The organism is Streptomyces sp. NPDC006798, assembly GCF_040635975.1.
Classification (GTDB): Bacteria; Actinomycetota; Actinomycetes; order Streptomycetales; family Streptomycetaceae; genus Streptomyces.
Map to the genome: position 1 here is coordinate 1 of NZ_JBEYIS010000080.1, position 26,542 is coordinate 26,542.

Annotated in this window: 20 protein-coding genes; 14 read left to right on the top strand and 6 right to left on the bottom strand. The window is 73.8% G+C overall.

Features of this window, described 5'->3' with window-relative positions:
* Positions 1–76: 76 nt before the first annotated feature.
* Entirely contained in the window at positions 77–283 is a 207-nt protein-coding gene (locus tag ABZ714_RS32600) for a hypothetical protein (RefSeq protein WP_358828974.1), read from the bottom strand.
* Between the two features lie 90 nt (positions 284–373).
* Between ABZ714_RS32600 and ABZ714_RS32605 the strand changes: the two genes are divergently transcribed.
* Both ABZ714_RS32605 and ABZ714_RS32610 read left to right on the top strand, forming a co-directional pair.
* Positions 374–1,570, top strand: a complete 1,197-nt coding sequence (locus ABZ714_RS32605; RefSeq protein ID WP_358828975.1) for a bifunctional adenosylcobinamide kinase/adenosylcobinamide-phosphate guanylyltransferase — start codon at positions 374–376, stop codon at positions 1,568–1,570.
* A 445-nt stretch (positions 1,571–2,015) separates the two neighbouring features.
* On the top strand, positions 2,016–3,131 hold the full coding sequence (locus tag ABZ714_RS32610; protein WP_358828976.1) for a nicotinate-nucleotide--dimethylbenzimidazole phosphoribosyltransferase: 1,116 nt from the start codon (positions 2,016–2,018) through the stop codon (positions 3,129–3,131).
* Between the two features lie 13 nt (positions 3,132–3,144).
* Here the strand turns inward: ABZ714_RS32610 and ABZ714_RS32615 are convergent, their stop codons facing one another.
* Positions 3,145–3,909, bottom strand: a complete 765-nt coding sequence (locus ABZ714_RS32615; RefSeq protein ID WP_358828977.1) for a hypothetical protein — start codon at positions 3,907–3,909, stop codon at positions 3,145–3,147.
* A gap of 80 nt (positions 3,910–3,989) precedes the next feature.
* Between ABZ714_RS32615 and ABZ714_RS32620 the strand changes: the two genes are divergently transcribed.
* The 4 genes from ABZ714_RS32620 (at position 3,990) to sucB (ending at position 10,969) form a co-directional block, all read left to right on the top strand.
* Complete coding sequence (locus tag ABZ714_RS32620; RefSeq protein WP_358828978.1) at positions 3,990–4,796, top strand: adenosylcobinamide-GDP ribazoletransferase; 807 nt, start codon at positions 3,990–3,992, stop codon at positions 4,794–4,796.
* Positions 4,797–5,681: 885 nt separating this feature from the next.
* Positions 5,682–7,202 carry a leucyl aminopeptidase gene (locus ABZ714_RS32625; protein ID WP_358828979.1) on the top strand — a complete coding sequence of 507 codons (1,521 nt, stop codon included), beginning with the start codon at positions 5,682–5,684 and terminating at the stop codon, positions 7,200–7,202.
* Between the two features lie 470 nt (positions 7,203–7,672).
* Positions 7,673–9,061 (top strand): dihydrolipoyl dehydrogenase, encoded by a 1,389-nt coding sequence (gene lpdA / locus ABZ714_RS32630; protein ID WP_358828980.1) that lies wholly within the window; start codon positions 7,673–7,675, stop codon positions 9,059–9,061.
* Between the two features lie 87 nt (positions 9,062–9,148).
* Complete coding sequence (gene sucB / locus ABZ714_RS32635; RefSeq protein ID WP_358828981.1) at positions 9,149–10,969, top strand: 2-oxoglutarate dehydrogenase, E2 component, dihydrolipoamide succinyltransferase; 1,821 nt, start codon at positions 9,149–9,151, stop codon at positions 10,967–10,969.
* Positions 10,970–11,507: 538 nt separating this feature from the next.
* On the opposite strand, the gene ABZ714_RS32640 is transcribed toward sucB, so the two are convergent.
* Positions 11,508–12,131, bottom strand: a complete 624-nt coding sequence (locus tag ABZ714_RS32640) for a GntR family transcriptional regulator (protein WP_358828982.1) — start codon at positions 12,129–12,131, stop codon at positions 11,508–11,510.
* A gap of 412 nt (positions 12,132–12,543) precedes the next feature.
* On the opposite strand from ABZ714_RS32640, the gene aceE reads away from it, so the two are divergent.
* The 3 genes from aceE (at position 12,544) to ABZ714_RS32655 (ending at position 17,402) form a co-directional block, all read left to right on the top strand.
* The gene (gene aceE, locus ABZ714_RS32645; RefSeq protein ID WP_358828983.1) at positions 12,544–15,213 is read left to right on the top strand and encodes a pyruvate dehydrogenase (acetyl-transferring), homodimeric type; all 2,670 of its coding nucleotides are present in this window, start codon (positions 12,544–12,546) and stop codon (positions 15,211–15,213) included.
* Positions 15,214–15,400: 187 nt separating this feature from the next.
* Positions 15,401–16,255: a MerR family transcriptional regulator gene (locus tag ABZ714_RS32650; RefSeq protein WP_358828984.1), complete on the top strand. Its 855-nt coding sequence runs from the start codon at positions 15,401–15,403 to the stop codon at positions 16,253–16,255.
* A gap of 22 nt (positions 16,256–16,277) precedes the next feature.
* Positions 16,278–17,402 carry a WYL domain-containing protein gene (locus tag ABZ714_RS32655; RefSeq protein WP_358828985.1) on the top strand — a complete coding sequence of 375 codons (1,125 nt, stop codon included), beginning with the start codon at positions 16,278–16,280 and terminating at the stop codon, positions 17,400–17,402.
* 28 nt (positions 17,403–17,430) lie between these two features.
* Here the strand turns inward: ABZ714_RS32655 and ABZ714_RS32660 are convergent, their stop codons facing one another.
* The gene (locus tag ABZ714_RS32660; RefSeq protein ID WP_358828992.1) at positions 17,431–18,372 is read right to left on the bottom strand and encodes an SDR family oxidoreductase; all 942 of its coding nucleotides are present in this window, start codon (positions 18,370–18,372) and stop codon (positions 17,431–17,433) included.
* Positions 18,373–18,547: 175 nt separating this feature from the next.
* Here ABZ714_RS32660 and ABZ714_RS32665 point away from each other — a divergent pair, with 175 nt between their 5' ends.
* A complete protein-coding gene (locus ABZ714_RS32665; RefSeq protein WP_358828993.1) occupies positions 18,548–19,069 on the top strand; it encodes a DUF4240 domain-containing protein in 522 nt (173 codons plus the stop codon).
* A 36-nt stretch (positions 19,070–19,105) separates the two neighbouring features.
* Here ABZ714_RS32665 and ABZ714_RS32670 read toward each other — a convergent pair whose 3' ends face one another.
* On the bottom strand, positions 19,106–19,621 hold the full coding sequence (locus ABZ714_RS32670) for a GNAT family N-acetyltransferase (protein WP_358828986.1): 516 nt from the start codon (positions 19,619–19,621) through the stop codon (positions 19,106–19,108).
* A gap of 35 nt (positions 19,622–19,656) precedes the next feature.
* On the opposite strand from ABZ714_RS32670, the gene ABZ714_RS32675 reads away from it, so the two are divergent.
* The gene (locus tag ABZ714_RS32675) at positions 19,657–20,550 is read left to right on the top strand and encodes a TIGR01777 family oxidoreductase (protein ID WP_358828987.1); all 894 of its coding nucleotides are present in this window, start codon (positions 19,657–19,659) and stop codon (positions 20,548–20,550) included.
* A gap of 794 nt (positions 20,551–21,344) precedes the next feature.
* A complete protein-coding gene (locus tag ABZ714_RS32680; RefSeq protein ID WP_358828988.1) occupies positions 21,345–22,802 on the top strand; it encodes an NAD(P)/FAD-dependent oxidoreductase in 1,458 nt (485 codons plus the stop codon).
* Between the two features lie 150 nt (positions 22,803–22,952).
* Here ABZ714_RS32680 and ABZ714_RS32685 read toward each other — a convergent pair whose 3' ends face one another.
* Positions 22,953–24,446: a regulator gene (locus ABZ714_RS32685; RefSeq protein WP_358828989.1), complete on the bottom strand. Its 1,494-nt coding sequence runs from the start codon at positions 24,444–24,446 to the stop codon at positions 22,953–22,955.
* 234 nt (positions 24,447–24,680) lie between these two features.
* On the opposite strand from ABZ714_RS32685, the gene lipB reads away from it, so the two are divergent.
* Complete coding sequence (gene lipB / locus ABZ714_RS32690) at positions 24,681–25,475, top strand: lipoyl(octanoyl) transferase LipB (RefSeq protein WP_358828990.1); 795 nt, start codon at positions 24,681–24,683, stop codon at positions 25,473–25,475.
* Between the two features lie 167 nt (positions 25,476–25,642).
* Positions 25,643–26,542 (top strand): lipoyl synthase (locus tag ABZ714_RS32695; RefSeq protein ID WP_358828991.1); only part of this gene is annotated, 900 nt, incomplete at its 3' end.

Genomic DNA, 26,542 nt, shown 5'->3' on the forward strand with positions numbered 1-26,542 from the left:
GGGGGGGGGGGGGGCCCGGGCCCCCCCCCCGCCCCCGCTCGTCACGGGCGCACCGCGCACCGGCGCGCCACGCGGACTACTCCGGGGCGTCCAGGCTCATCGGGCCGTAGATCACCGTGTTGTCCTCCGAGAGGAAGACCTGTCCGGCGCCGCCCGCGCGCAGTTCCTTCCAGTTCTCCCCGAGCCAGCTCTCCGCGTCCCCCTGAGTGGTGAACTCCTCGGGTTCCACCGCGGGCGCGACCTGCGTACCGTCGGACTTCTCGAACCGCCACGTCCATGCCATGTCCGCCTCCGGAGGGCTGTAGGTGATCTCCGTCCTGCCCGCAGCGTAGCCGGGCGCGCAACAGGGCCGGGGACGCGGGAGGATCAAGGCGTGGAACTGACTCTGCTCGGCACCGGCGCGCCCGCCGGACTGCCCCGGTCCGACTGCCCCTGCGCGGTCTGCGCCCTCGCCCGCGGCTCACGGGCGAGGGCCGCGACGGCGCTCCTCGTCGACGGGGCGCTGCTGCTCGACCTCACCCCGGGTGCCGCGCTCGCCGCCGCCCGCGCGGGCCACTCCCTGGCGGGCGTACGCCAGGTACTGCTGACCCATCCGCACGACGGGCCCGCCGTGGACCTCCCGGCCGGTCTTCCGGCCGCCGGGCGGGTCCCGGACGGGCGGGTACTGACCCTGATCAGCGGGCACCGGGTACGGGCCGTGCCGATGGACCACCCGGGGACGGGGTACGAGGTCACCTCGCCCGCGGGCGACCGGCTGCTCTACCTCCCGCCGGGCGGGGCGCCCGCCGGGTTCGCCGAGGGCGGCGGGCCGTACGACATGGTGGCCGCCGACGTCGTCGGGCGGCCGGACGCGATCGCCCGGCTGCGGGCGGCCGGAGCCGTCGGGCCGACGACCGATGTGATCGCCGTCCACCTCGACCACGACGTGCCCGGCGGGCCCGAACTCGACCGGCGGCTCGCGGCGGCGGGCGCGCGGGCGGTACCCGACGGGTCGACCCTGCTGGTCGGCGAGTACCACGCCGTGCCGGACGTGCCCCGGCGCACCCTCGTCACCGGGGGCGCCCGGTCCGGCAAGTCCGTCGAGGCGGAACGTCGGCTCGAAGCCTTCCCCGACGTCGTGTACGTGGCCACCGGCGGAACGCGCGGCGAGGACACCGAGTGGGCCGAACGCGTCCGCCTCCACCGCGACCGGCGCCCCGGCTCCTGGCGCACCGAGGAGACCTGCGACCTCGTACCGCTGCTCGCCGAACCCGGGCCGCCGCTGCTGATCGACTGCCTGTCGCTCTGGCTCACCGACGCGATGGACCGCGTCGGCGCGTGGGACGACGCGACCTGGGCGGCGGGCGGCGCGGACGCGCTCCGCGCCCGGGTCGCCGAACTGGTCCGGGCCATCAGGGAGACCCGGCGCATGGTCGTCGCGGTCACCAACGAGGCCGGCTCGGGCGTCGTCCCCGCGACGGCGTCGGGCCGCCGGTTCCGGGACGAACTGGGACGCGTGAACGCGGGGGTGGCGGCGGAGTGCGAACACGTCCTCCTGGTGGTCGCGGGCCAACCGCACCCCCTGCGCTGAAGCCACCGCGCCGCACCGCCTGCCCTGGAGACCGGCCCCGTGCCGCGCCGCGCCCGGCGGCCCGAGCGGGTTCGCGGCGCCCGTGCCGATGGCCCGCACCCCTGGGCCCTTCGGCGCCGGGGACCCTCAGCGCCTTGGCCCTCCGGGTGAGGCCCGCGCCGTCCCCCCGGGCCGGGCGGGTGTCGTCGGGCGACCGCGCGCCGTCGTGGGCTGGTCGCGCAGTTCCCCGCGCCCCTCAGTGCTCTCCCCGGCATCGGACCTGAAAAGGGACCCGGCCACGTCGAAGAGGGGCCTGCCTCTTTCCGAGAGCGGCCGGGAGGGCAACCAGGGGCGCGGAGAACTGCGCGACCAGCCGCGGACGGGCCGCGCCGGACGATCGGCGGCACCGCACACGGTGTGAGGCGCGGGATCCCGCAGCGGGAGGCGCCCCGGTACTGTTCGGCGAATGAGCAGGGTGAATCTCGATGACTTCTCCGATCTGATCGGCCGCTCCGACGGCGCCTTGCGCCAGTCCGCCGAGGACCGCCGCGCCCGTCTCCCGCTCGCCCCCAAGGCCCTGGGGCGCCTGGACGAGCTGGGTGAGTGGCTGATCGCCGCGCAGGGGGTCGTACCGCCGCGGCCGATCGAGCGGCCGAAGGTGGTGTTGTTCGCCGGGGACCACGGCGTCGCCGGGCTCGGGGTCTCCGGGCGGGCGGCCGGGGAGGCGTACCGACTGGTCGAGGACGTGCTGGCGGGGACGAGTCCGGTCGCGGTGGTGGCCCGGGCGAAGGGCGTACCGGTCCGGGTCGTGGACGCGGGTCTGGACTGCGATCCGGCGCTGTTGCCGGAGGACGTCGTCCGGCACCGGGTCCGCCGGGGCAGCGGCCGGATCGATGTCGAGGACGCGCTGACGCCGGAGGAGACGGACGCCGCGATCCGGCTGGGCATGGCGATCGCCGACGAGGAGGCCGACTCCGGGACGGATCTGGTCGTACTGGGCGATCTCAGTGTCGGCGGGACGACGCCCGCCGCCGTGCTGATCGCGGCGCTCTGCGGTACGGACGCGTCCGTGGTGACGGGCCGCGGCGGTGCGGGTATCGACGATCTGGCGTGGATGCGGAAGTGCGCGGCGATCCGGGACGGGCTGCGCCGGGCCCGCCCGGTCCTGGGCGACCAGGTGGATCTGCTGGGGGCGGTGGGCGGTGCCGACCTCGCGGCGATCACGGGGTTCCTGTTGCAGTGCGCGGTGCGCCGTACGCCGGTCGTCCTCGACGGGGTCGTCTCCGCCGCGTGCGCGCTGGTCGGGCAGCGGGCGGCGTTCCGCGCGCCGGACTGGTGGCTGGCGGGTCAGCTCACGGACGAGCCGGGCCAGCCGAAGGCACTGGACCGGATGGCGCTCAATCCGCTGCTGGAGCAGGGTGTCTCCGTCGGGGAGGGCACCGGGGCGCTGCTCGCCCTTCCGCTCGTCCAGGCCGCGGCGGCGCTGCTGGCCGAGCTGCCGGAGCGCCCGGAGCCCGAGCCCGAAGGCGAGGCCGAGGCCGAATCGGAGCCGGAGTCGGATTCGGAGAGCCACGAGGGCTGACGTACCGGCGGCGTCAGTCCCGCGTATCGCCCCGGGAGCCCGAGGCATCCGGGGCGCCGCCGATCAGGTTCTGGAACCGCCGCCGGGGCCCGTCCCACCGGCGGTCGTGGCGGTACGAGCGCAACGCGGCCCGGGCCCGGGCCCGGTGCCGCCCGCCGTAGAACCGCCGCGCCCACGGCGAACCCGGCCGGGCCAGCCGGACCGCTCCGAAGAGCGCGACGAACGGGATCAGCACCCCGATCAGGGCCATCCTCGGCTTCCCCTTGGCCAGGACGATCACCACCAGCAGCAGATTGAGCACCACGGTGGAGATGACGGTGGCCCGGTCCTGCCGTTCGTCGGTGCTGAGCGAGTCCACGCCCAGCGGTGAGAAGCCCGCGATGACCAGCATGGCCAGCGCCGACGCCAGGACGACGACCTCGACGCTGCGGCGGCCCTCCTCGGTCCAGTAGACGTCCGCGAGATGGACGATGAGGGCGAACTCGTCCAAAACCAGCCCGGCGCCGATCCCGAAGACGGCCGCGAACACGGCGGCGGACCAGCCGTGCCGGCCGCTGCCGACCGCGCCGAAGCCGCCGATCACGGTGAGGATCACCCCCGGGACGACATGGTGGATATGGACCCCGCCGGGGGTGACGTTCCGGAACGGGCCCCGGCCCGCGCGGATCAGCCGGGTCACGGTCCGGGTCAGCAGAAAGGTCAGGACGAAGGCCGTCAGGGCGAGCAGCATCGGCAGCTTGCCCGGTTCGGTGATGTTGTCGTGGAACCACTGCCCCATAAAGGCTTCTCCGACCTCTCCCGTTTCACCCTGCCTATCCCGATATAGGGGCAATCTAGACCGTGGGCTACCCTTCGCCGGTGAACGATCCCTCCCCCGCCGCCGCGCGCGCCGGAGCCGGTACCGGTCTGCGGTTCGCCTTCGGCACCCTGACCGTGCTGCCCGTACGGCTGACGCGCTGGGACCGGGCCGCCGCCCGGGCGGGCATGCTGTGCGCCCCGGTCGCCGGGCTCGTCGTGGGGCTCGCGGCGGCGGGCGCGGGCGGCGCGCTGTGGGCAGCGGGGGCGGGTGCGGGGATCGCGGCGGTGGCCTCCGTCGCCGTACCGGCCGTCCTCACCCGTGGGCTGCACCTCGACGGGCTCGCCGACACCGCCGACGGGCTGGGCAGCGCCAAGCCCGCGGCGGAGGCGCTGGGCGTCATGAAGCGGTCGGACATCGGGCCGTTCGGGGTGATCACCCTGCTCTTCGTGCTGCTCGCGCAGATCGCGGCGGTGGCCCGGCTCTACGGACACGGCTGGGAGTACGGCGCCGGGGGCACGGTCCTCGCGGCCGTCACCGCCCGGCTGGCCCTCACGGCGGCGTCCCGGACCGGGGTGCCCGCGGCCCGCCCCGAGGGCCTGGGGGCGGCGGTCGCGGGCGCGGTGCCGGGGCGCCTCGCGGTGGCGGCGGTCGTCCTGACCGCCGCTCTCTGCGCGGCCGGGGGCGCGGCGACGGGTCCCGAAGACGCCGTACGGTACGCCGTCGCGGCGCTCGGCGGCCTCGCGGCGGCGGAACTGCTGCTCCGGCACTGCGGGCGGCGGTTCGGCGGGGTGACGGGGGACGTCTTCGGGGCGCTCGCGGAAACAGCGACGACGGCGACGCTGCTCCTGCTCGTCCTCACGGTGTGACCTCCGCCCCGGGGGCGGGGTCCCCTGGAGCGCCGCTTCCTCCGGAGGAGTCTCGACCGCACGCCGTCCGTGGTTTCTCGCGCAGTTCCCCGCGCCCCTGGCCACCTTGCCCGAGCCGCGCCTCGTAACGGGTCGCCCTCCGGGCAGGCGGTAGTGCTTCCCGCGGAGGAGTCTCGACCGCACGCCGTCCGTGGCTTCTCGCGCAGTTCCCCGCGCCCCTGGCCACCTTGCCCGAGCCGCGCCTCGTAACGGGTCGCCCTCCGGGCAGGCGGTAGTGCTTCCCGCAGAGGAGTCTCGACCGCACGCCGTCCGTAGCTTCTCGCGCAGTTCCCCGCGCCCCTGGCCGCCCCCTGACCGCTCTCGTGAAGGAAGCCCACTCCCAAAAGGGGCAGGCCCCTTTCGGGGGCGGCGCCGGGGAGAGCATTGAGGGGCGCGGGGAACTGCGCGACAAGCCCACGGCGGCGCGCGGTCGCCCGGCAACACCCGCCCGGCAGGGCGAACGGCGTGGACCTCACCCGGAGGGCCAAGGCGCTGGGGTCCCCCCATCGCCGAAGGCACAGGGGCGCGGGGAACTGCGCGACAAGCCAGCCACGACGGCGCGCGGTCGCCCGACAACACCGGCCCGGCGGGGCGGAGGGCGCGAGTGATAGCCCCCGGCTCGGGAAAAGCGGCGGCTCGGCACAAAGGAGCAACTCCCTTGGGGCGGCGGCCCGTCGAGCGGTGGCGGGGGCGTCCGCCACGCGGTGGGCGAGGGGTAACGCGCAGGTGCCGTGAGGGATGGGCGTCGGCGCGCGTAGGCTCTGTCCGCACGGGACGCCTGCCGTCCCGCCGCCGTCGCGTGGCCCTCATCGGCCCTGGAACTAACGGAAGCGAGACATCAGCACCGTGACTGCACTCACTCTCAGCACTGCCGGCGCAGCGACGCTGCGCGCCGACGCAGTGGTCGTCGGGGTCGCCAAGGGCGCCAAGGGCCCGGTGATCGCGCCGGGCGCCGAGGCCGTGGACACGGCGTTCGACGGGAAGCTCGCCTCCGTCCTGGACACCCTCGGCGCCTCGGGCGCCGAGGGCGAGGCGATCAAGCTCCCGTCCCCCGCCGGACTGAAGGCCCCCGTCGTCCTGGCCGTCGGCCTCGGTGCCGCGCCGGAGAAGGGCGGGGCGTACGGCGCCGAGGCCCTGCGCCGGGCCGCCGGGACCGCCGCCCGCACCCTGACCGGTGCGAAGAAGGCCGCGTTCGCCCTGCCGATCGGCTCCCCGGAGGACGCTGCCGCGGTCGCCGAGGGCGCGCTGCTCGGCGCGTACGCCTTCACCGCCTACCAGGGCGGCGACTCCGCGAAGGGCGGCGCCAAGGCCCCGCTCGGCGAGGTCGCCCTGCTCGGCGCCAAGCCGCGCGACAAGGCGTACAAGGCCGTGGCCGAGCGCGCCGTGGCGCTGGCCGAGGAGATCAACCGGGCCCGTGACCTGATCAACACCCCGCCGAACGACCTCACTCCCGAGGCGTTCGCGGCGGTGGCGAGCGCCGCGGGCAAGGAGCATGGCATCAAGGTCCAGATCCTGGACGAGAAGGCGCTGGTCAAGGGCGGCTTCGGCGGGATCCTGGGCGTCGGTCAGGGCTCGGCCAACCCGCCGCGGCTGGTGAAGCTCAGCTACACGCACGGCAAGAACGCCAAGCACCTGGCGCTGGTCGGCAAGGGCATCACGTACGACTCGGGCGGTATCTCCCTCAAGCCCGCCGGGCACAACGAGACGATGAAGTGCGACATGAGCGGTGCCGCCGCCGTGTTCGCGGCGGTCGTCGCGGCGGCCCGGCTCGGTCTGCCGGTGAATGTCACCGGCTGGCTGGCGCTGGCGGAGAACATGCCGTCGGGTACCGCGACCCGCCCCGGTGACGTGCTGCGGATGTACAGCGGCAAGACCGTCGAGGTGCTGAACACGGACGCCGAGGGCCGGCTGGTGCTCGGGGACGCGCTGTGGAAGGCGTCGGAGGAGAAGCCGGACGCGATCGTCGACGTGGCGACGCTGACCGGGGCGATGGTGCTGGCGCTCGGCAACCGCACCTTCGGTGTGATGGCCAACGACGACGCGTTCCGTACCGCCGTCCACGAGACCGCCGAGGAGGTCGGCGAGCAGTCGTGGCCGATGCCGCTCCCGGCCGAGCTGCGCAAGGGCATGGACTCGCCGACCGCCGATATCGCCAACATGGGCGAGCGGATGGGCAGCGGTCTGGTCGCGGGCCTCTTCCTCCAGGAGTTCGTCGGCGAGGGCATCACCTGGGCCCACCTGGACATCGCGGGTCCGGCGTTCCACGAGGGCGCGCCGTACGGCTACACGCCGAAGGGCGGCACCGGTTCCTCGGTACGCACCCTGGTCCGGCTGGCGGAGCGGATGGGCGAGGGCGACCTCGGCTGAGCCGAATCCGCACCGGTCCGTCCGGAGCACGTCGTACGGCCCCGGGCCCGCGCCCGGGGCCGTACCCGTTCCGCGCCCGGCGTCGCCCCCACCGCCGGATCGGGCCGGCCCGCGCTCGTCCGGACCGGCCACCCGCCATTCCCGCCCGGGGCCGCGAGGCCCGTCCGGCGGAGCAGCCCGTACCGTCCGTTCGCTCTGGACGAAACCGTTCCGGCGGGTGGCGGGAACGGAATCAGAGGGACGGGCCGGGATGTTCTACGCACCGGTAACCCGGAGGGTGATCGATCAGACGCGGTCAGACCTCCGCCCCGCGTCCCGTCTTTCCGCAACAAGTGCGAAGATGGGTTCTCGGCAGGACAGGGCCCCCACCACAGGGCCGACGAGACATCGGCCGCACACCAGCCGACAGGCCGGTCGCCCCGGCGAACGGGGGGAGCCGGTGACCGGCGCACATGCATGGAGGACGTGACGTGGCGAACGACGCCAGCACCGTTTTCGACCTAGTGATCCTCGGCGGCGGTAGCGGTGGTTACGCCGCGGCCCTGCGCGGGGCGCAGCTGGGTCTCGACGTCGCCCTGATCGAGAAGGACAAGCTGGGCGGCACCTGCCTGCACTACGGCTGCATTCCCACCAAGGCGCTGCTGCACGCCGGCGAGATCGCCGACCAGGCGCGCGAGTCGGAGCAGTTCGGCGTCCGCGCCACGTTCGAGGGCATCGACGTGGCCGCGGTGCACAAGTACAAGGACGATGTGATCTCGGGCCTGTACAAGGGTCTCCAGGGTCTGATCGCCTCCCGCAAGATCACCGTCATCGAGGGCGCGGGCCGGCTCTCCTCGCCCACCTCGGTCGATGTCAACGGACGCCGGATCGAGGGCCGCCACATCCTCCTGGCGACCGGTTCCGTGCCGAAGTCGCTGCCCGGCCTGGAGATCGACGGCAACCGGATCATCTCCTCGGACCACGCGCTGAAGCTGGACCGCGTCCCGCAGTCGGCGATCGTGCTCGGCGGCGGCGTCATCGGCGTGGAGTTCGCCTCGGCCTGGCGCTCCTTCGGTTCCGAGGTGACGGTGATCGAGGGCATGAAGCACCTCGTTCCCGTCGAGGACGAGAACAGCTCCAAGCTGCTGGAGCGGGCCTTCCGCAAGCGGGGCATCAAGTTCAACCTGGGCACGTTCTTCGAGAAGGCCGAGTACACCCAGGACGGCGTCCGGGTGACCCTCGCCGACGGGAAGACCTTCGAGGCCGAGGTGCTGCTGGTAGCCGTCGGCCGCGGCCCGGTCTCCGCCGGTCTGGGCTACGAGGAGCAGGGCATCGCGATGGACCGCGGCTATGTCCTCGTGGACGAGTACATGCGGACGAACGTGCCGACCGTCTCCGCGGTCGGCGACCTGGTCCCGACCCTCCAGCTCGCGCACGTCGGCTTCGGCGAGGGCATCCTGGTGGCGGAGCGGCTGGCCGGTCTGACGACCGTCCCGATCGACTACGACGGTGTGCCCCGGGTGACGTACTGCCACCCCGAGGTCGCCTCCGTGGGCATCACCGAGGCCAAGGCCAAGGAGATCTACGGTGCGGACAAGGTCGTCGCCCTGAAGTACAACCTGGGCGGCAACGGCAAGAGCAAGATCCTCAAGACGCAGGGCGAGATCAAGCTCGTGCAGGTCAAGGACGGTGCCGTCGTCGGCGTGCACATGGTCGGCGACCGGATGGGCGAGCAGATCGGCGAGGCTCAGCTGATCTACAACTGGGAGGCGCTGCCCGCCGAGGTGGCGCAGCTCATCCACGCCCACCCGACGCAGAACGAGGCGCTGGGCGAGGCGCACCTGGCGCTGGCCGGCAAGCCGCTGCACGCCCACGACTGAGCCTTAGGGCCGCGACCACTTCCGCACTTCCCCACGCCCGCGCATCGCCGGAGCTGGGGAGACCCACTGTTAGGAGCAACAGAAACCATGCCGGTTTCCGTAACCCTTCCGGCGCTCGGTGAGAGCGTCACCGAGGGCACCGTCACCCGCTGGCTGAAGGCCGAGGGCGAGCACGTCGAGGCCGACGAGCCGTTGCTGGAGGTGTCCACCGACAAGGTCGACACCGAGATCCCGGCGCCCGCCTCCGGCGTACTGGCCTCCATCAAGGTCGCCGAGGACGAGACCGTCGAGGTCGGCGCCGAACTGGCGATCATCGACGACGGTACGGGTGCCCCGGCCGCCGCCCCGGCGCCCGCCGCCGAGGCCGCGCCCGCGCCCGCCGCCGAGACCCCCGCCCCGGCCGCCGAGGCCGCCCCGGCTCCGGCGCAGGCCGAGGCCCCGGCGCCCGCGCCGGCCCAGGCCGAGGCTCCGGCCGCGGCGCCCGCCGGTGGCGCGTCCGGTACCGATGTCGTCCTCCCCGCGCTCGGCGAGAGCGTCACCGAGGGCACCGTCACCCGCTGGCTGAAGTCCGTCGGCGACTCCGTCGACGAGGACGAGCCGCTGCTGGAGGTGTCCACCGACAAGGTCGACACCGAGATCCCCGCCCCGGTCGCCGGTGTCCTGCTGGAGATCGTGGTCGGCGAGGACGAGACGGCCGAGGTCGGCGCCAAGCTGGCCGTGATCGGCGCCCCGGGTGCCGCTCCGGCTCCGGCCCCCGCTGCCGCGCCTGCCGCACCGGCGCCCGCCCCGGTCGCCGAGACCCCGGCTCCGGCTCCGGCTCCGGCCCCCGCTGCCGCGCCTGCCGCACCGGCTCCGGCTCCGGCTCCGCAGCCGGTGCAGGAGGCTCCCGCCCCGGCGCCCGCCCCCGTGGCGGCTCCGGCTCCGGCCACCCCCGCGCCGACGCCCGCCGCCCCGGCGGCGGCCGTCCCGGCCGGTGACGCGTACGTGACCCCCCTGGTCCGTAAGCTCGCCGCCGAGAACGGTGTGGACCTCGGCTCGGTCAAGGGCACCGGTGTCGGTGGCCGGATCCGCAAGCAGGACGTCGTCGCGGCGGCCGAGGCCGCCCGCGCCGCCGCCCCCGCGCCCGCGGCCGCCCCGGTGGCCGCCGCGCCCGCCGCGAAGAAGACCCCCGCCCTGGAGGTCTCCCCGCTGCGCGGCCAGACGGTCAAGATGACCCGGATGCGCAAGCTCATCGGCGACAACATGATGAAGGCGCTGCACAGCCAGGCCCAGCTCACCACGGTCGTCGAGGTCGACGTCACCAAGCTGATGCGGCTGCGCAACCAGGCCAAGGACGGCTTCGCCGCCCGTGAGGGCGTCAAGCTCTCCCCGATGCCGTTCTTCGTCAAGGCCGCGGCCCAGGCGCTGAAGGCCCACCCGATCGTCAACGCCCGGATCAACGAGGACGAGGGCACCATCACCTACTTCGACTCGGAGAACATCGGCATCGCCGTCGACTCCGAGAAGGGCCTGATGACCCCGGTCATCAAGGGTGCCGGTGACCTCAACCTGGCCGGGATCGCCAAGAAGACGGCGGAGCTGGCCGGTGCCGTACGCACCAACAAGATCCGTCCCGACGACCTGGCGGGCGCGACCTTCACCATCAGCAACACCGGTTCGCGCGGCGCGCTCTTCGACACGGTCATCGTGCCGCCGACCCAGGCCGCCATCCTGGGCATCGGCGCCACGGTGAAGCGCCCGGCGGTCATCGAGACCGCCGAGGGCACCGTCATCGGCGTCCGCGACATGGTGTACCTGTCGCTCTCGTACGACCACCGCCTGGTGGACGGCGCGGACGCGGCGCGGTACCTGACGACGGTCAAGGCGATCCTGGAGGCGGGCGAGTTCGAGGTCGAGCTCGGCCTGTAGCCCTCCGGGCGTTTCCGCCCCGACGACGAGCGCGCCCCCGCGGGCCTGAGCGGGGGCGCGCTCGCGCTTTCCACGGGGCCCTCACGCCCCGGGGCGGGAGCCCCTGAGCCCTCTCGCCATGGGCGGTGCCGTTGTCCGGCGCCTGCGGCCCGTCGCTGGCTGGTCGCGCAGTTCCCCGCGCCCCTGGTTGCCCTCCTGACCGCCCTTGGGAAGAGTCGGCCCCTCATACCGAGGGCGGGGCCCTTTTCAAAGCCGGTGCCGGGGAGAGCTTTTAGGGGCGCGGGGAACTGCGCGAACAGCCACCGACGGCGCGCGGTCGAAACTCCTCCGGAGGAGGCACTACCCCCCTACCCGGAGGAGCGTCTCCCTTCCCGAGGGGCGGTGCCGGGGAGGGGGTCAGGGGCGCGGGGAACTGCGCGAACAACCCACCACCGGTCCGCAGGCGCGAGTGATGCACCGGCCCGGCAGGGCAGAGGGCGCTCCGGGCCAGGAGCACGAGATGCGCGGCCCGCGTCACCGCCCCCGCACAGCGCGAGCGTTACGCGCGGGGCGCGCAGCCCAGGACGTGGGATTTGACGAGCGCGCCGATCTCCGGGTCGCGCCGCTGGAACGCGGCGACGAGCGCGTCGTGTTCCTCCGCGTACGACTGCTGGACCGTGCCGAGCCAGCGGATGGACAGGGTCGTGAAGACCTCGATCCCGAGCCCTTCCCAGGTGTGGAGCAGTACCGCGTTGCCGGCCGCGCGGACGAGCGCGCGGTGGAAGGCGACGGTGTGCCGGACCTGTCCGGCGGAGTCGCCCTCGCGGTCGGCGTCGTAGAGCGCGGCGACGTGCGGGGTGAGCGCCGAGCAGTCGCGGGCCAGCCGGTCGGCGGCCAGTTCGGCGGCGATCTGTTCCAGGCCCGCGCGGACGGGGTAGATCTCTTCGAGGTCGGCGGCGGTGAGATTCCGTACGCGTACACCCTTGTTCGGCGCCGATTCGATCAGGCGGAGGCTCTCCAGCTCCCGCAGGGCTTCGCGGACGGGCGTCTGGGAGACCTGGAGCTCGGTGGCGATACCGCGTTCGACGATCCGCTCACCGGGCTTCCAGCGCCCGCTGACGATCCCCTCCACGATGTGCTCGCGGATCTGTTCCCGCAGCGAGTGGACGACGGGCGGGGTCATAAACAGCTCCCGAGGGGGACCGGACGACAGGTGGGGGTGCCCGCCATTATCGCCGCGTCGCCCCGGGCGGGGGCGAGGCCCCCGCCGGGTGAGGGGGCCGACCGTGGCCGACATCACCGCCCGGGGCTCCCGTCTCGCACCGCTCCGTAATGTAACCGTCACGTAAAGTCCCAGGTCACCGGCACCGCGTGCCCTCTTTCATGGCACGGAATGCCAATTTCGCCCTCCGGAGAAGTTTTACCTCCGAGCACTTTGATCGATCATCGATCAGCGGCTTACAGTCTCTCGGGGCACACCGACCCCACCCGCCCTGTCCTGCCAGACAAGGCACCCCCCAAAAGGCACGACGTACGACCCGGTACCACCTGCCTCCACCTTCTCCACCCCCCTCCCAGTCCGGAAGGCGGCGATCATGGCCGACCCCGTAGGCAAGCTTCCGAGCGAGCTGGACCAGCTCCCGGATCGTGACGCCGAGGAGACCGCCGAATGGGCGGCGTCCCTCGATGCCGTCGCCCAGCACGCGGGCCCGCACCGCGCCGCGTACCTGATGCGCCGCACCCTGCAGCACGCCGAGCGGGCCGGTGTGCCCGTGCCCCGGCTGCTGGAGACGGACTACGTCAACACCATCCCCACCTCCGCCGAGCCCGGTTTCGACGGCGACGAGGAGCTGGAGTCCCGGATCGCCGGCTGGAACCGCTGGAACGCGGCGGCCATGGTCACCCGCGGCTCCAAGCTCGGCGTCGGCGGCCATATCGCCACCTTCGCCTCCGCGGCCTGGCTCTACGAGACCGGCTTCAACCACTTCTTCCGCGGCAAGGAGGGCGACGGCAGCGGCGACCAGCTCTACATCCAGGGCCACGCCTCGCCCGGTATCTACGCCCGCGCCTTCCTCGACGGCCGGCTCACCGAGGCCCACCTCGACAACTTCCGCCAGGAGGCGGGCGGCGCCGGTCTGCCGTCGTACCCGCATCCCCGGCGGCTCCCCTGGCTCTGGGAGTTCCCCACGGTCTCCATGGGCCTGGGCCCCCTCTCGGCGATCTACCAGGCGCGGTTCAACCGCTATCTGCGCAACCGGTCGATCAAGGACACCGCCAACTCCCACGTCTGGGCCTTCCTCGGCGACGGCGAGATGGACGAGCCCGAGTCGACCGCCGCGCTCGCCCTGGCGGCCCGTGAGCAGCTGGACAACCTGACCTTCGTGATCAACTGCAATCTGCAGCGTCTCGACGGCCCGGTCCGCGCCAACTTCAAGATCGTCCAGGAGCTGGAGGCCCAGTTCCGCGGGGCCGGCTGGAATGTCGTCAAGACGCTCTGGGGCAACGCCTGGGACGAGCTGTTCGCCCTCGACACCACCGGTGCCCTGGTCCGGCGGCTGCGGGAGGTGCCGGACGCGCAGTTCCAGACGTACGCCACCCGTGACATCGCCTACATCCGCGAGCACTTCTTCGGCTCCGAGCCCGCTCTCGTCGAGCTGGCGAAGGTGCTCACCGACGCCAAGATCGCCGAGTGCTTCTACACCTCCCGCGGCGGCCACGAGGCCCGCAAGGTGTACGCGGCCTACCGCGCGGCCCTCGCCCACAAGGGCGCGCCGACGGTGATCCTGGCGCAGACCGTGAAGGGTCACACCCTCGGCAAGGGCTTCGCGTCGAAGAACGCGAACCACCAGATGAAGAAGCTCTCGGTCGACGAGTTCAAGGACATGCGGGAGCTGCTGGGGCTGCCGATCCCGGACAGCGCCTTCGCCGACGGCGTGGTGCCCTACGGCCACCCGGGCGCCGACTCCCCCGAGGTCCGCTACCTCCAGGAGCGGCGGGCGGCCCTCGGCGGCCCGGCCCCGGCCCGCCGGGTGCACCAGGTGGTGCTCCCGGAGCCGGAGGAGCGCGGCTTCAAGGCCCTCCAGAAGGGCTCCGGCAGCCAGGAGATGGCCACCACGATGGCCTTCGTCCGGCTGGTGAAGGACCTGATGCGGGACAAGGAGACCGGCCGCCGCTGGGTGCCGATCGTCCCCGACGAGGCCCGTACCTTCGGTATGGAGTCGCTCTTCCCGTCCGCCGGGATCTACTCGCCGCTGGGCCAGACGTACGAGCCGGTCGACCGCGACCAGCTGATGTACTACAAGGAGGCCACCGACGGCCAGATCCTCAACGAGGGGATCACCGAGGCCGGGGCCATGGCGGACTTCATCGCCGCCGCGACGTCGTACGCGACGCACGGCGAGCCGATGATCCCGTTCTACATCTTCTACTCGATGTTCGGCTGGCAGCGGACCGGCGACCAGATGTGGCAGCTCGCCGACCAGCTCGGCAAGGGCTTCATCGTCGGCGCCACCGCGGGCCGGACGACCCTCACCGGCGAGGGCCTCCAGCACGCGGACGGCCACTCGCATCTGATCGCGTCCACCAACCCGGCGTCCCTCAACTACGACCCGGCGTTCGCCTATGAGATCGCCGTGATCGTCAAGGACGGTCTGCGCCGGATGTACGGCCCGGACGCCGAGGACGTCTTCTACTACCTGACGGTCTACAACGAGCCCAAGCCGCAGCCCGCGATGCCGGAGGGCGTCGAGGAGGGCATCCTCAAGGGCCTGTACCGCTTCAAGGAGGGCACGGCCCCGCGGCCGGACTCCCCCCGGCTCCAGCTGCTGGCGTCCGGTACGGCGATCCACTGGACCCTGGAGGCCCAGCGGATGCTCGCCGAGGAGTGGGGCGTCACGGCCGACGTCTGGTCGGCGACCTCCTGGGGCGAGCTGCGCCGGGACGCCCTGGCGGCGGACGAGGCGCTGCTGCGCGGCGAGGAGCGGACTCCGTACGTCCGCCGGGCACTGGCCGGCGCGCCGGGTCCGGTGATCGCGGTCAGCGACTGGATGCGGCAGGTACCGGACCAGATCAGCCAGTGGGTCGAGCAGGACTGGTCGTCCCTCGGCACCGACGGCTTCGGTCTCTCCGACACCCGCGAGGCGGCCCGCCGCCACTTCGGTGTCGACGCGCCCTCGATCACCGTCGCGGCGCTGGCGCAGCTCGCGCGGCGCGGCGAGGTTCCGGCCTCGGCCGTGAAGGAAGCCCGGGAGCGTTACGGGCTCTGACGTTCCCGAAGATCACCCCCGGGCGGTACGCACCACCGCCCGGGGGTGATGTCGTCTCCGGAACCGGCACCGGGCATCCTGGAACCCCGCGGCCCCGCGCCTCCCGCCCCGGATCCGGTCGCGGTCGCAGTCGCAGTCGCAGTCGCAGTCGCGGCCACCCGTCCCGTACCCACCGGAGAGTTGTCGGATGTTCACCATCGGGGACTTCGCCCGGCACGGCCGGGTCTCCGCCCGGATGCTGCGCCACTACGACGCCATCGGGCTGCTGCGCCCGGAGCACACCGACCCCAGGACCGGCTACCGCCACTACGCGGCGGCCCAGCTCGCCGTGCTCAACCGGATCGTCGCCCTCAAGGACCTCGGCTTCACCCTCGACCAGGTACGGCGGATCGTGGCCGACCGGGTGGGAACCGACGAGCTGCGCGGAATGCTGATGCTCCGCCGGGCCGAGCTGGAGGCGGCGATGACGGCGGCGGCCGGGCGGCTCACCGGCGTCGAGGCCCGGCTGCGGTCGATCGAGAACGAGGGCCGGATGCCGGTCGACGACGTGGTGGTGAAGAGCGTGCCCGCGGTCCGGGTCGCGGAGCTGACGGCCACGGCCCGTACCCTCGCCCCCGAGCACATCGGCCCGGTGATCGGTCCGCTGTACGACGAGTTGTTCGGGCGGCTCGCGGCGGCGGGCGTCCGTCCGCCGGGGCCGGGCATCGCCTACTACGAAGACCCGCCCGCGTCCTTCGGCGACCTCGATCCGGCGGCGGGCGACGGCCCGGTCGTGGTCCACGCGGCGGTGACACTGGCGCCGGGCTCCCGGCCGGGCCCGGATGTCGCGGTCGTGGTGCTCCCGGCGCTGGAGCGGGCGGCGACGATCGTCCACCGGGGCCCGATGGACAACGTCCTGGGCACCGGCCAGGCCCTCGCGCGCTGGATCGACGCGCACGGCCACCGGTCGGCCGGATACGCCCGCGAGGTCACCCTGGAGTGCCCCGAGGACCGCGAGCTGTGGGTGACCGAACTCCAGGAGCCGCTGGCCCCGGCGGAGTGACCCGGCCCGGCATCATGGGGGGATGCGTGCTGCCCGGCTGATCAAAATGGTGCTGCTGCTCCAGGCGAGGCCCTCCATGACGGGGGCCGAACTCGCCCGTGAGCTGGAGGTCTCCGAGCGGACCGTCACCCGTGACGCGCTCGCTCTCTCGGAGGCCGGGGTACCGGTCTACGCCGACCGGGGCCGGGCGGGCGGATACCGGCTGATCGGCGGCTACCGCACCCGGCTCACCGGGCTGGGCCGGGACGAGGCGGAGGCGCTCTTCCTCTCCGGTCTGCCGGGCGCGCTGCGCGAGATGGGGCTGGAGGACGCGGCGTCCGCCGCCCGGCTGAAGGTCTCCGCGGCGCTGCTGCCGTCCCTGAGCGACGCGCCCCGGACGGCCGCGCAGCGCTTCCACCTCGACGCGCCCGGCTGGTACCAGGAGCCGGAGACCCCGCCGCTGCTGGCCGAGATCGCCGACGCGGTCTGGCGCGACCGGCGGCTGACGGCGGTCTACACCAACCGGCGCGGGGAGCGGGTGGAGCGGCTGCTGGAGCCGTACGGACTGGTTCTGAAGGCGGGCGTCTGGTATCTGTGCGCCCGGGTGGCGGAAGAGGAGCCCGGCGGACCCGGCGCCCCCGGCGGATCCGGTACGCCGGACGGCCCGGGCACCCCGGAGGAGGGTCCGGGAAGCGGGCCGTACGCCCCCGGCGCCTTCCGGGTCTACCGGATCGACCGGTTCACCGCCGCGAAGCCCGTCCCGGCGGCGGACGGCGGTATCGGTACGCCGCCGCCCCCGGGGCACCCCGCCGCCGAAGAAGGCGTCTTCGACCGCGACCCCGGTTTCGACCTGCCCGCCTTCTGGGAGGAGCGGGCGGCCCAGTTCGCCCGCTCCCTGCTCCGCTCCGAGGTGGTGCTGCGGCTCACGGAGGCGGGCGCGCGACGGCTGCCGTACGTCACGGACCGCGTCGCCGCCCGGGAGGCGCTGGCGGTCGCGGAGCCGCCGGACCCCGAGGGCCGGATCACGGTCGCCCTGCCCGTGGAGTCCGAGGAGGTGGCCCGCGCCCAACTGCTGGCCCTGGGCGCGGAGGCCGAGGTACTGGCGCCCGCCGGGCTGCGCGCGGAGTTCGCCGGTACGGCGGCCCGGATGGCGGCGCTGTACGGCTGACCGCCCGCCACCGGACCCCCGGCCCGGCTCAGCGGTAGTCGGCGAGCTCCGGCTTCTCCCCCGCCTTCTCGGCCAGGATGTACCCCCAGATGTCCGGGCGGCTGCCGTCGGCGTCCGTGACGCCGTACTCACGGGCCAGCTCCCCGCTGTCGAGGGACTGCCCGTTGAACCGCGCCCGGTCCGGGTCGGCGGCGAGCGCGGCCACGCCCCGGGCCAGGTAGACGGGCGACTCGGAGAGCCTCCAGTGCTCCCGCTCCGGCCCCGGGATCCCGTCGCGCCAGTTCTCCTCGGTCAGCCCGAAGTGGTCCAGCATCTCCTCGGAGCGGAGGAAGCCCGGGGTGACGGCGACGGCCGAACAGCCGACCTCCTTCAGCTCCTCGCCGAGGTTGAACGCCATCCGGATGGGTCCGTTCTTCGCCAGGTCGTAGTAGAAGTGCTCGCGGTAGTCCCGGTTGGTCCTGGCGGTGCCGTCGGTGACCTCGACGACCAGCCCGCCCGGCCGCCGCACCAGCAGCGGCAGGGCGACGCCGCTGGTGATGATGTGGGTCCGTACCCCCAGATCGATCATGCGCAGGCCCCGGTCGAGATCGATCTCCCACATCGGGGTGGCGAAGTCGATATAGCTGTTGCCGCCCCAGACGTCGTTGACGAGGACGTCCAGCCGGCCGTGCTCGGCGTCGATCCGCGCCACCAGGCTCCGGACCTGCTCGACCTCCAGATGGTCGGTGGGTACCGCGATCCCGGTCCCGCCCGCCGCCGTCACCAGCTCGGCGGTCTCCTCGATGGTCTCGGTCGTCCGGCCCATCTCGCTGACCCGGTCGCGGGTGGTCCGGCCGGTGACGTAGACGGTCGCGCCCCCGGCCCCCAGGGCGACGGCCAGGGCCCGGCCCGCGCCCCGGGTGGCGCCCGCGACCAGGGCGATCCGGTCCGCCAGAGGCCCATTCGATTTCGGCGCACTCGTCGCGCTCATGGCAGTCGTCACATTCGTCGTACTCGTCGTACTCGTCGTCATGGGATCGAACGTGCCACGAATACCCGACATCCTCTGTCCGGCTGGGCCATCCGGTTCCGCGGACGCCCCGGAAGCGGTGGCTCCGGCGGTTCCGGGTGCGCGTCCCGCCGGGACGCACGATGCTGGACGCGTGATGGACGAGACGGAGTTCTGGGAAATCGTCGACAGCACCCGGGAGGCGGCGGACGGCGACCCCGACGACCATGCCGATCTGCTCGTGGAGCGGCTGCTCCGGCTCGACCCCGACTCCGTACTCGACTTCGCCCGCCACTTCGAGGCCCGGTACAACCGCGCGTACACCTGGGATCTGTGGGGCGCGGCGGCCGTTCTCCTCGACGGTGCGAGCGACGATGTCTTCGACTACTTCCGGTGCTGGCTGATCGCCCAGGGCCGGGAGGTCTTCGAGGGCGCGCTGCACGACCCCGACGCGCTGGCGGAGCTGCTGGACGACTTCGACCCGTCGGTCGACGGGGAAGGCGAGGAGATCGGCTACGCGGCGGACGAGGCGTACGAGCAGCTCACCGGCGCCGTCGCCCCGGAGCTGGGGATTCCGCCGCAGTCCGCGGAGCCGGTCGGCACACCGTTCGACTTCGACGACGACTCGGATCTGGCCCGCCGCTTCCCCCGGCTGTGGGAGCGGTTCGGAGCCGAGTGAGCGGACCGCCGTACGAGGTCGAGGCCGACCGGTGGGTCAGTCGAGGCCGCGGCCCATCAGAACGTCGTCCACATACGCCCCGCCGATGTGGAACTCCCCCGGCAGGACCCCCTCCACCGCGAAGCCCTCCGACGCGTACAGGGCGCGGGCGGGCTCGTTGTGGCCGAGGACGCGCAGGGTGATCCGTACGGCGCCCTGGCTCCGGGCCGCGTCGTACGCGGCGCGCAGCAGCGCCCTGGCGACCCCGCGCCCCCGGGCCCGCTCCGCGACGGCGAGCCCCTGGATCTGGCGGACGTGCCGGTTGCAGGGCAGCGGGGTGGGCGGTACCAGCCGGATGTAGCCCAGCGGCTCGCCGGTCCCGTCCTCCACCGCGACCAGGAAGTGCTCCGGCAGATGGGTGGCGTCGTAGAACGGGGCGTACGGCGGCGTCGGCTCCGGCGCCACGGCGTGCAGGGTGGACCAGGTATCCCGGTCGATCCGGCCGAGGGCGTCCCCGTCCTCGGTCCGGGCGGGACGGACGTGGTACATGCCGGGTGCACGAAGTTCGGCCATGCGGGTCACTGTTTCACACCCCGTCACAGGGCAGGATGGATTTTATGAGGATCGCGGTCTCCGGCTCCACCGGACTCATCGGCACAGCACTCGTCCACTCCCTGCGCACCGACGGCCACGACGTCCTGCGGCTGGTCCGGCACCCCGCGCGGGCCGGGGACGAAGTCTCCTGGGATCCGGGCCGCCGCCGGATCGACACGGCCGGCCTGGTGGGCTGTGACGCGGTGGTCAACCTGGCCGGCGCGGGCGTCGGCGACCACCGGTGGACGGCGGCGTACCGGAAGGAGATCCGGGACAGCCGGGTCCTGGGCAACGCGACGCTCGCCGAGGCCGTCGCGTCCCTCGACACCCCGCCGCGGGTCCTGCTGTGCGGCAGCGCCGTCGGCTACTACGGCGACACCGGTGGCCGCGCGGTGGACGAGAGCGCCCCGCCGGGCGAGGGCTTCCTGCCCGGGGTGTGCGTGGAGTGGGAAGCCGCGGCGGCCCCCGCGCGGGACGCCGGGATCCGGACCGCGTTCGCCAGGACCGGGCTCGTGGTGGCGCGCGGCGGCGGCGCGTGGGGGCGGATGTTCCCCCTCTTCAAAGCCGGGCTCGGGGGGCGGCTCGGCGACGGCCGCCAGTACTGGAGCTTCATCGCCCTCCACGACGAGGTGGCGGCCCTGCGGCACATCCTCGACACCCCGTCGCTGTCGGGCCCGGTGAACTGCGCGGCGCCCGAGCCCCTCACCAACCGCGAGATCACCGCGGCCATGGGCCGGGTCCTGAAGCGCCCGACCCTTCTCACGGTGCCGCGCCCCGCGCTCCGACTGGCGCTCGGCGACATGGCGTCGGACGTCCTCGCGAGCACGCGGGCGGTCCCGAAGGCGCTGCTGGAGTCGGGCTTCCGGTTCGCGTTCCCGTCGATCGACGCGGCGATCACCGCGGCCTGACCATCCGGTCGGGCCACCCGGCCCTCTCGCGCGCCGTGGGCCCGGAGGGCCATTTCCGGCCACCGTGTCCGTGGCCGATCCGGCGCTCGGGCCCGTCCCGCCCGCCCTCCGCGTGCTCCGCCCTGCCGGGCCGCTGTATCGACCGCGCCTGCGGCCCGTCCGTGCCTGTTCGCGCGGTTCCGCCCCCTGTGCCTTCGGCGATGGGGGGATCCCCAGCGCCTTGGCCCTCCGGGTGAGGGCCCGCGCCATCCGCCCGGCGGGGCGAGCATGTTGTCGGGCGACCGCGCGCGGTCGTGGGCTTGTCGCGCAGTTCCCCGCGCCCCTGGTTGCCCTTCTCACCGCCCTGGTAGAGAGGCGCCCCTCCTCCCGAGGCCGGATGCCCCTTTTCAGGGGCTGGGATGGGGAGGGCATTCAGGGGCGCGGGGGAACTGCGCGAACGGCCACAGGCGGCGCGCGGTCGCCCGACAACGCCCGCCCGGCTGGGCGGGTGGCGTGGCCCTCGCCCGGAGGGCCGGGGCGCTGGGGATCCCCACCCCATTGCCGAAGGCACAGGGGGCGGAACCGCGCGACAAGCCGCAGGGGTCCGCAGACCGCCGGCGACACCAGGGCGCCGGGCAGGGGCCCGGCCACCGGAGGAAGGCGGCGAACCCGCCGAAGAGATCCCGCGCGGCCTCGCGGGAGGCGCCCGCATGCGCCCCGTACGCCCCCGTGCCCCGTCGTACGCGCGCGGCGGGACTCGGCCACCCCTCCTAACCTCGTCCCGGACCCCGGTATCCGCCGGGCCCGTTGAGGGCATGACTCTGTGGGAGCAGACCCTCCCACCAGCCGTTGCCGACCTCGGGGAGGGGCACGTGCTCATCAGCACCGCACACCACGCGGACCATGCGGACGTCATCGTCGTCGGAGCCGGTGTCGCCGGGCTATCGGCCGCGCTCGCGCTCACCGGCGCGGGTGTCGGGGTCTCCGTCCTGGAGGCCGCGGACCGGCCGGGCGGCCGGATGGTGACGGACGAGTCGGACGGGTTCCGGCTCGATCGCGTCGGCCGTCTTCTGAACACCTCCTACCGGGAGCTGCACCGTGTCCCCGCCCTCGGGGCCCTGGCGCTCCGCCCGTTCGCCCCGGGGGTGCTGGTCCACGGCGACGGCAGGCTGCACCGTACGGGCGAGGTGGTACGCCGCCGGGGTACGGCTCCGGGCGGGGTGCCGTACCCCCGTACCTCCGCCGACCCGTCGGGCGGCGGCGGGCGCACTCCGCACGGCGCGGCCACCCGCAGGGGCGTGGGGGGAGCACTGACCATGGCGCGCGCCCTGGCGAGCGCCCCCCGGCCGCTGGACGAGGCCCGGCTCGGCGCCTCGCTGGCCCGTCTCGCGGGCACGTCGACGGCGCGGCTGGCGGCCCGTCCGGAGCGGTCGGCGGCGGAGGCGCTGGCCGTACGCGGTCTGCCCGCGCGGACCGTGGAAGGCTTTCTGCGGCCGCTGCTGTCGGCGCTGCTGTGCGATCCGGAGCTGACGACGTCGAGCCGCTCGGCCGATCTCGCGCTCCGCGGTTTCGCCCGGGGCCGGGTCTGTGTGCCGGGCGGCGGGGCTTCGGCGGTGCCGGAGCTGCTGGCCGCGGCGCTGCCGCCGGGGACGATTCTGCCGGGGGTCCGGGTCAAGGACGCGTCGATCAACCGGGTCTGTACGGAGCAGTACGGGGAGCTGTCGTGCCGCGCGCTGGTACTGGCGACGGGCGCCCGGGAGGCGGCCGAGCTGCTGCCGGGGCTGCGGGTGCCGGAGTTCCATCCGGTGACGGTGGTGCACCACACCGCGCCGGTGGCGCCCCCGACGGGCGCGGCGCTGGTACTCGACGCGGACCGGTCGGGCCCGGTGGCGCACACCGCCGTGATGAGCGCCGTCGACCCGGACCGGGCCCCGGCCGGGCGGGCCCTGATCACCTCGACGGTGCTCGGTACTCCCCCGCCGGGTCTTGACGGTGCCGTACGGGCGCAGCTGGCCCGGGTCTACGGCGTACCGACGGACGACTGGGAGCTGCTGGCGGTGCACCACACACCGGACGCGGCGCCCGCGATGCCCGCCCCGCACGATCCGCGCCGCCGGGTGCGGGTGCTGTCGGGGCTGTACGTCTGCGGGGACCACCGGGACACGAGTACGGTCCAGGGCGCCCTGCGGTCGGGCCGCCGGGCCGCCGGCGCGGTTCTGCGGGACTTCGGACTGCCCGACGCCGACGACCCGGATCTGCCGCTGGCGGCGTAGGGCCGCCGGCCGGGTGCCGCCGGCCCGGTGGGCCCGGCGCCGATCGCGTACGCCTCCTCGCGCCCCGGCGCCGGCCGCGTACGGCTCACGGCTCCCCGCGCCCCGGTGGCGAACCACCCGGGGCGCGGGCGCACGGCTTCCGGCTCCCGCCTACCCCATCGCGGCGACCCGCTCCCGGTAGCCCCGGACGGCCGCCGCCTCCCGGTACGGGTCGAGGCGCCGTTCGAAGTCGCGGACGTACTCCAGGGCGCGTACGGAACGCATCTCGGACGCCTGGAGGGCGGCCTCGGCGCCCAGCGCGCACGCCTGGTCCAGTTCGCCCAGGCCCAGCCGGGCGGTGGCGAGGACGACCCGGCAGAAGAGCCTGCTGCGGGCCAGCTGGTGCGGCCTGAGCTGGAGGGACCGTTCGGCGTACTGGATCGCCGGGCGGTACTGCTGGAGGTCGCGGTAGCAGTGCGCGAACTCGTCGGCGAGCTGTGCCTCGTCGAAGAATCGCGCCCAGGGCGGCACCTCGTCCCCGGGCCGGGCGGAGTCCAGCGCCCGTTCGGCCCGGACCAGGGACGCCGTACAGGCGCGGGCGTCGCCGAGGACTCCGTGGCCGCGGGCCTCGACGGCGTGCAGCAGGCCCTGTACGGCGGCGGGCGCGGTGGGGCCAACGCCCTGCTGGGCGACCCGGGTGAGCTGGACGGCTTCCCGGCCGTGGCCCAGATAGACCGCCTGGCGGCTCATGGTGACCAGGACGTACGAGCCGTAGGCCCGGTCCCCGGCGGCCTGGGCCAGCCGCAGCGCCTGGACGAAGTAGCGCTGGGCGAGGCCGTGGGCCGCGATGTCGTACGAGGTCCAGCCGGCCAGCCGGGTCAGGTCGGCGACCGCGCCGAACAGCCGCCGCCCGGTGGCCTCCCCGTACGTACCGCGGAGCATCGGCTCGGCCTCGTGCTCCAGATAGCGGACGAGGGCCTGGCGGGCGTGGCCGCCGCCGTAGGCGTTGTCGATGGTGCGGAAGAGTTCGCCGACCGAGCGGAGGGCGGCGATGTCCCCGCCGGAGACCCGCTGGCCCGGTCCCCGTTCGGCGGAGCGGTCGGCGGAGCGCTGGCGGGGGACACCGGCGCCGCCCTGGACGGGGACCCGGGGCCCGCCGAGCAGCGGCCCGCCCGGTCCGGGGGCGGCGGGCCGGGACTCGGAGGGGTCGCCGCGGGCGACGCGTTCGTCGGCGCGGCCGATCAGCCAGTCCCGGCTGGGCACCACGAGCCCGGCCGGGGTGAAGGCGATCTTGCGGAGTTCGGCATGGCTGCCGGAGTCCTTCCGCCAGAGCCCGCCGACGATCTCGACGGCCTCCTCCGGGGTGGCGGCGAACTCGAGACCGGCGTAGACGGGCGCACAGGCGTCGAGTCCGAGGTCCTGTGCGGAGAGCCGTCTGCCGAGGCGCCGGGTGAAGACCTCGGCGATGAGTGCGGGCGTGGTGCCGCGGGGCTGCTGGCCGCGGAGCCAGCGGGTCACGGACGTCTTGTCGTAGCGCAGGTCGAGACCGTGCTCCAGGCCGAGCTGGTCCACCCTGCGGGCGAGGCCCGCATTGGAGAACCCGGCTTCGGCGATGAGTGCGGCGAGCTGGCGGTTGGGGGTGCGCTGCGGGGGTCGTTCCGTCATCAGCCGTCTGGTCTCCTGCCTTCCGGGCCGGTCGCAGCCCTCATGGAACGGCGCGAATTTAGCCGCCCCTCAGGAGCGGCCCACCGGCTTCGTCCGAGCTTCATCCGAACGTGTGAGGATGGGGGGTGCGCTGACCGGAGGACATCCGGCCGGTGCCGGGCGCCCCGGCCGTACCCTGGCGGGGGCGCGGCGGGCGCGACGGCGCGACGTGAGGGTTCGTAAGGAGGCAGTGCCGTGGGTGAGCTGCGGTTCGTCCGGCTGGGCTTCGGCGAGGACGCCGTGGAGTACCGGGAGGCATGGCAGAGGCAGCGGGAGACGCACGCGGCGCGGTTCGCCGACGAGGTCCCCGACACCTGTCTGCTGCTGGAGCATCCGCCGGTCTACACGGCCGGGCGCAGGACCGAGGAGAGCGAGCGGCCGCTGGACGGCACGCCCGTCGTCGACGTAGACCGGGGCGGCAAGATCACCTGGCACGGTCCGGGGCAGCTGGTGGGGTATCCGATCCTGAAGCTGCCGCGTCCGGTGGACGTGGTGGCGCACGTCCGCAGGCTGGAAGAGGCCCTGATCGGCGCGTGCGCCGAGTTCGGGCTGGCGACCAGCCGGGTCGAGGGCCGCAGCGGGGTGTGGGTGCTGGGCGACCCGGTGGAGTCCCGGCCGTCGCTCGGCGGGCTCGATCTCGACTTCGACCCCAGGATCCAGGACCCGGAGTTCGACCCCCGGCTGAACGGGCCGGAGTACGCCCCCTCCAACGCGGGCCAGCGGCGGGAGGACCGCAAGCTGGCGGCGATCGGGATCCGGATCGCGAAGGGCGTCTCGATGCACGGTTTCGCCCTCAATGTGAATCCGGACAACACCTGGTTCGACCGGATCGTGCCGTGCGGGATCCGGGACGCCGGGGTCGCGTCGCTCGCGAACGAGCTGGGCCGGGAGATCACGATCGCCGAGGTGCTGCCGGTGGTGGAGCGGCAGCTGCGGCTGGTGCTGGAGCAGGCGGCACCGGCGCCGCGGGCGGTGGGGGCGGCGCCCTGAGCGGAGCCCGGGAGGGCCGGACCCCGGGCGCGCCGGGGGTCACGGGCCGTTCGGGGGAATTCACCTCCGCGTGACGGGGTTGGCTCGACTGAGGGCCGTAGGAAACACGGGCGTACCCTGGTGTGCGCCGCAGAATCGAATGCCGCGATAGCAGAAAGGGGCGCCACGTGTCCGCTGTCGCACCCGACGGACGCAAGATGCTGCGCCTGGAGGTCAGGAACAGCCAGACCCCCATCGAGCGCAAGCCCGAGTGGATCAAGACCCGGGCGAAGATGGGCCCCGAGTACACCAAGATGCAGAACCTCGTGAAGCGCGAGGATCTGCATACGGTGTGCCAGGAGGCGGGCTGTCCCAATATCTTCGAGTGCTGGGAGGACCGGGAGGCGACGTTCCTCATCGGTGGCGACCAGTGCACCAGGCGCTGCGACTTCTGCCAGATCGACACCGGCAAGCCGGAGGCGCTGGACCGGGACGAGCCCAGGCGGGTCGGCGAGTCCGTGGTCACGATGGACCTGAACTACGCCACGATCACCGGTGTCGCCCGGGACGACCTGCCCGACGGCGGCGCCTGGCTGTACGCGGAGACGGTCCGGGAGATCCACCGGCAGACCGCGGAGCGCGCGGACGGCCGGACGAAGGTGGAGCTGCTGGCGCCGGACTTCAACGCCGTGCCGGAGCTGCTGGCCGAGGTCTTCGCCTCGCGGCCCGAGGTGTTCGCGCACAATGTCGAGACCGTGCCGAGGGTCTTCAAGCGGATCCGCCCCGGTTTCCGTTACGACCGGTCCCTGGAGGTGCTGACCCGGGCCCGTGAGGCGGGTCTGGTCACCAAGTCGAATCTGATCCTCGGCCTGGGCGAGGAGCGGGCGGAGGTCTCCGACGCCCTGCGGCAGATGCACGACGCGGGTTGCGAGCTGATCACGATCACGCAGTATCTGCGTCCCTCGGTGCGCCACCACCCGGTGGAGCGGTGGGTGAAGCCGCACGAGTTCGTGGAGCTGAAGGAGGAGGCCGAGCAGATCGGCTACTCCGGTGTGATGTCGGGCCCGCTGGTGCGTTCCTCGTACCGG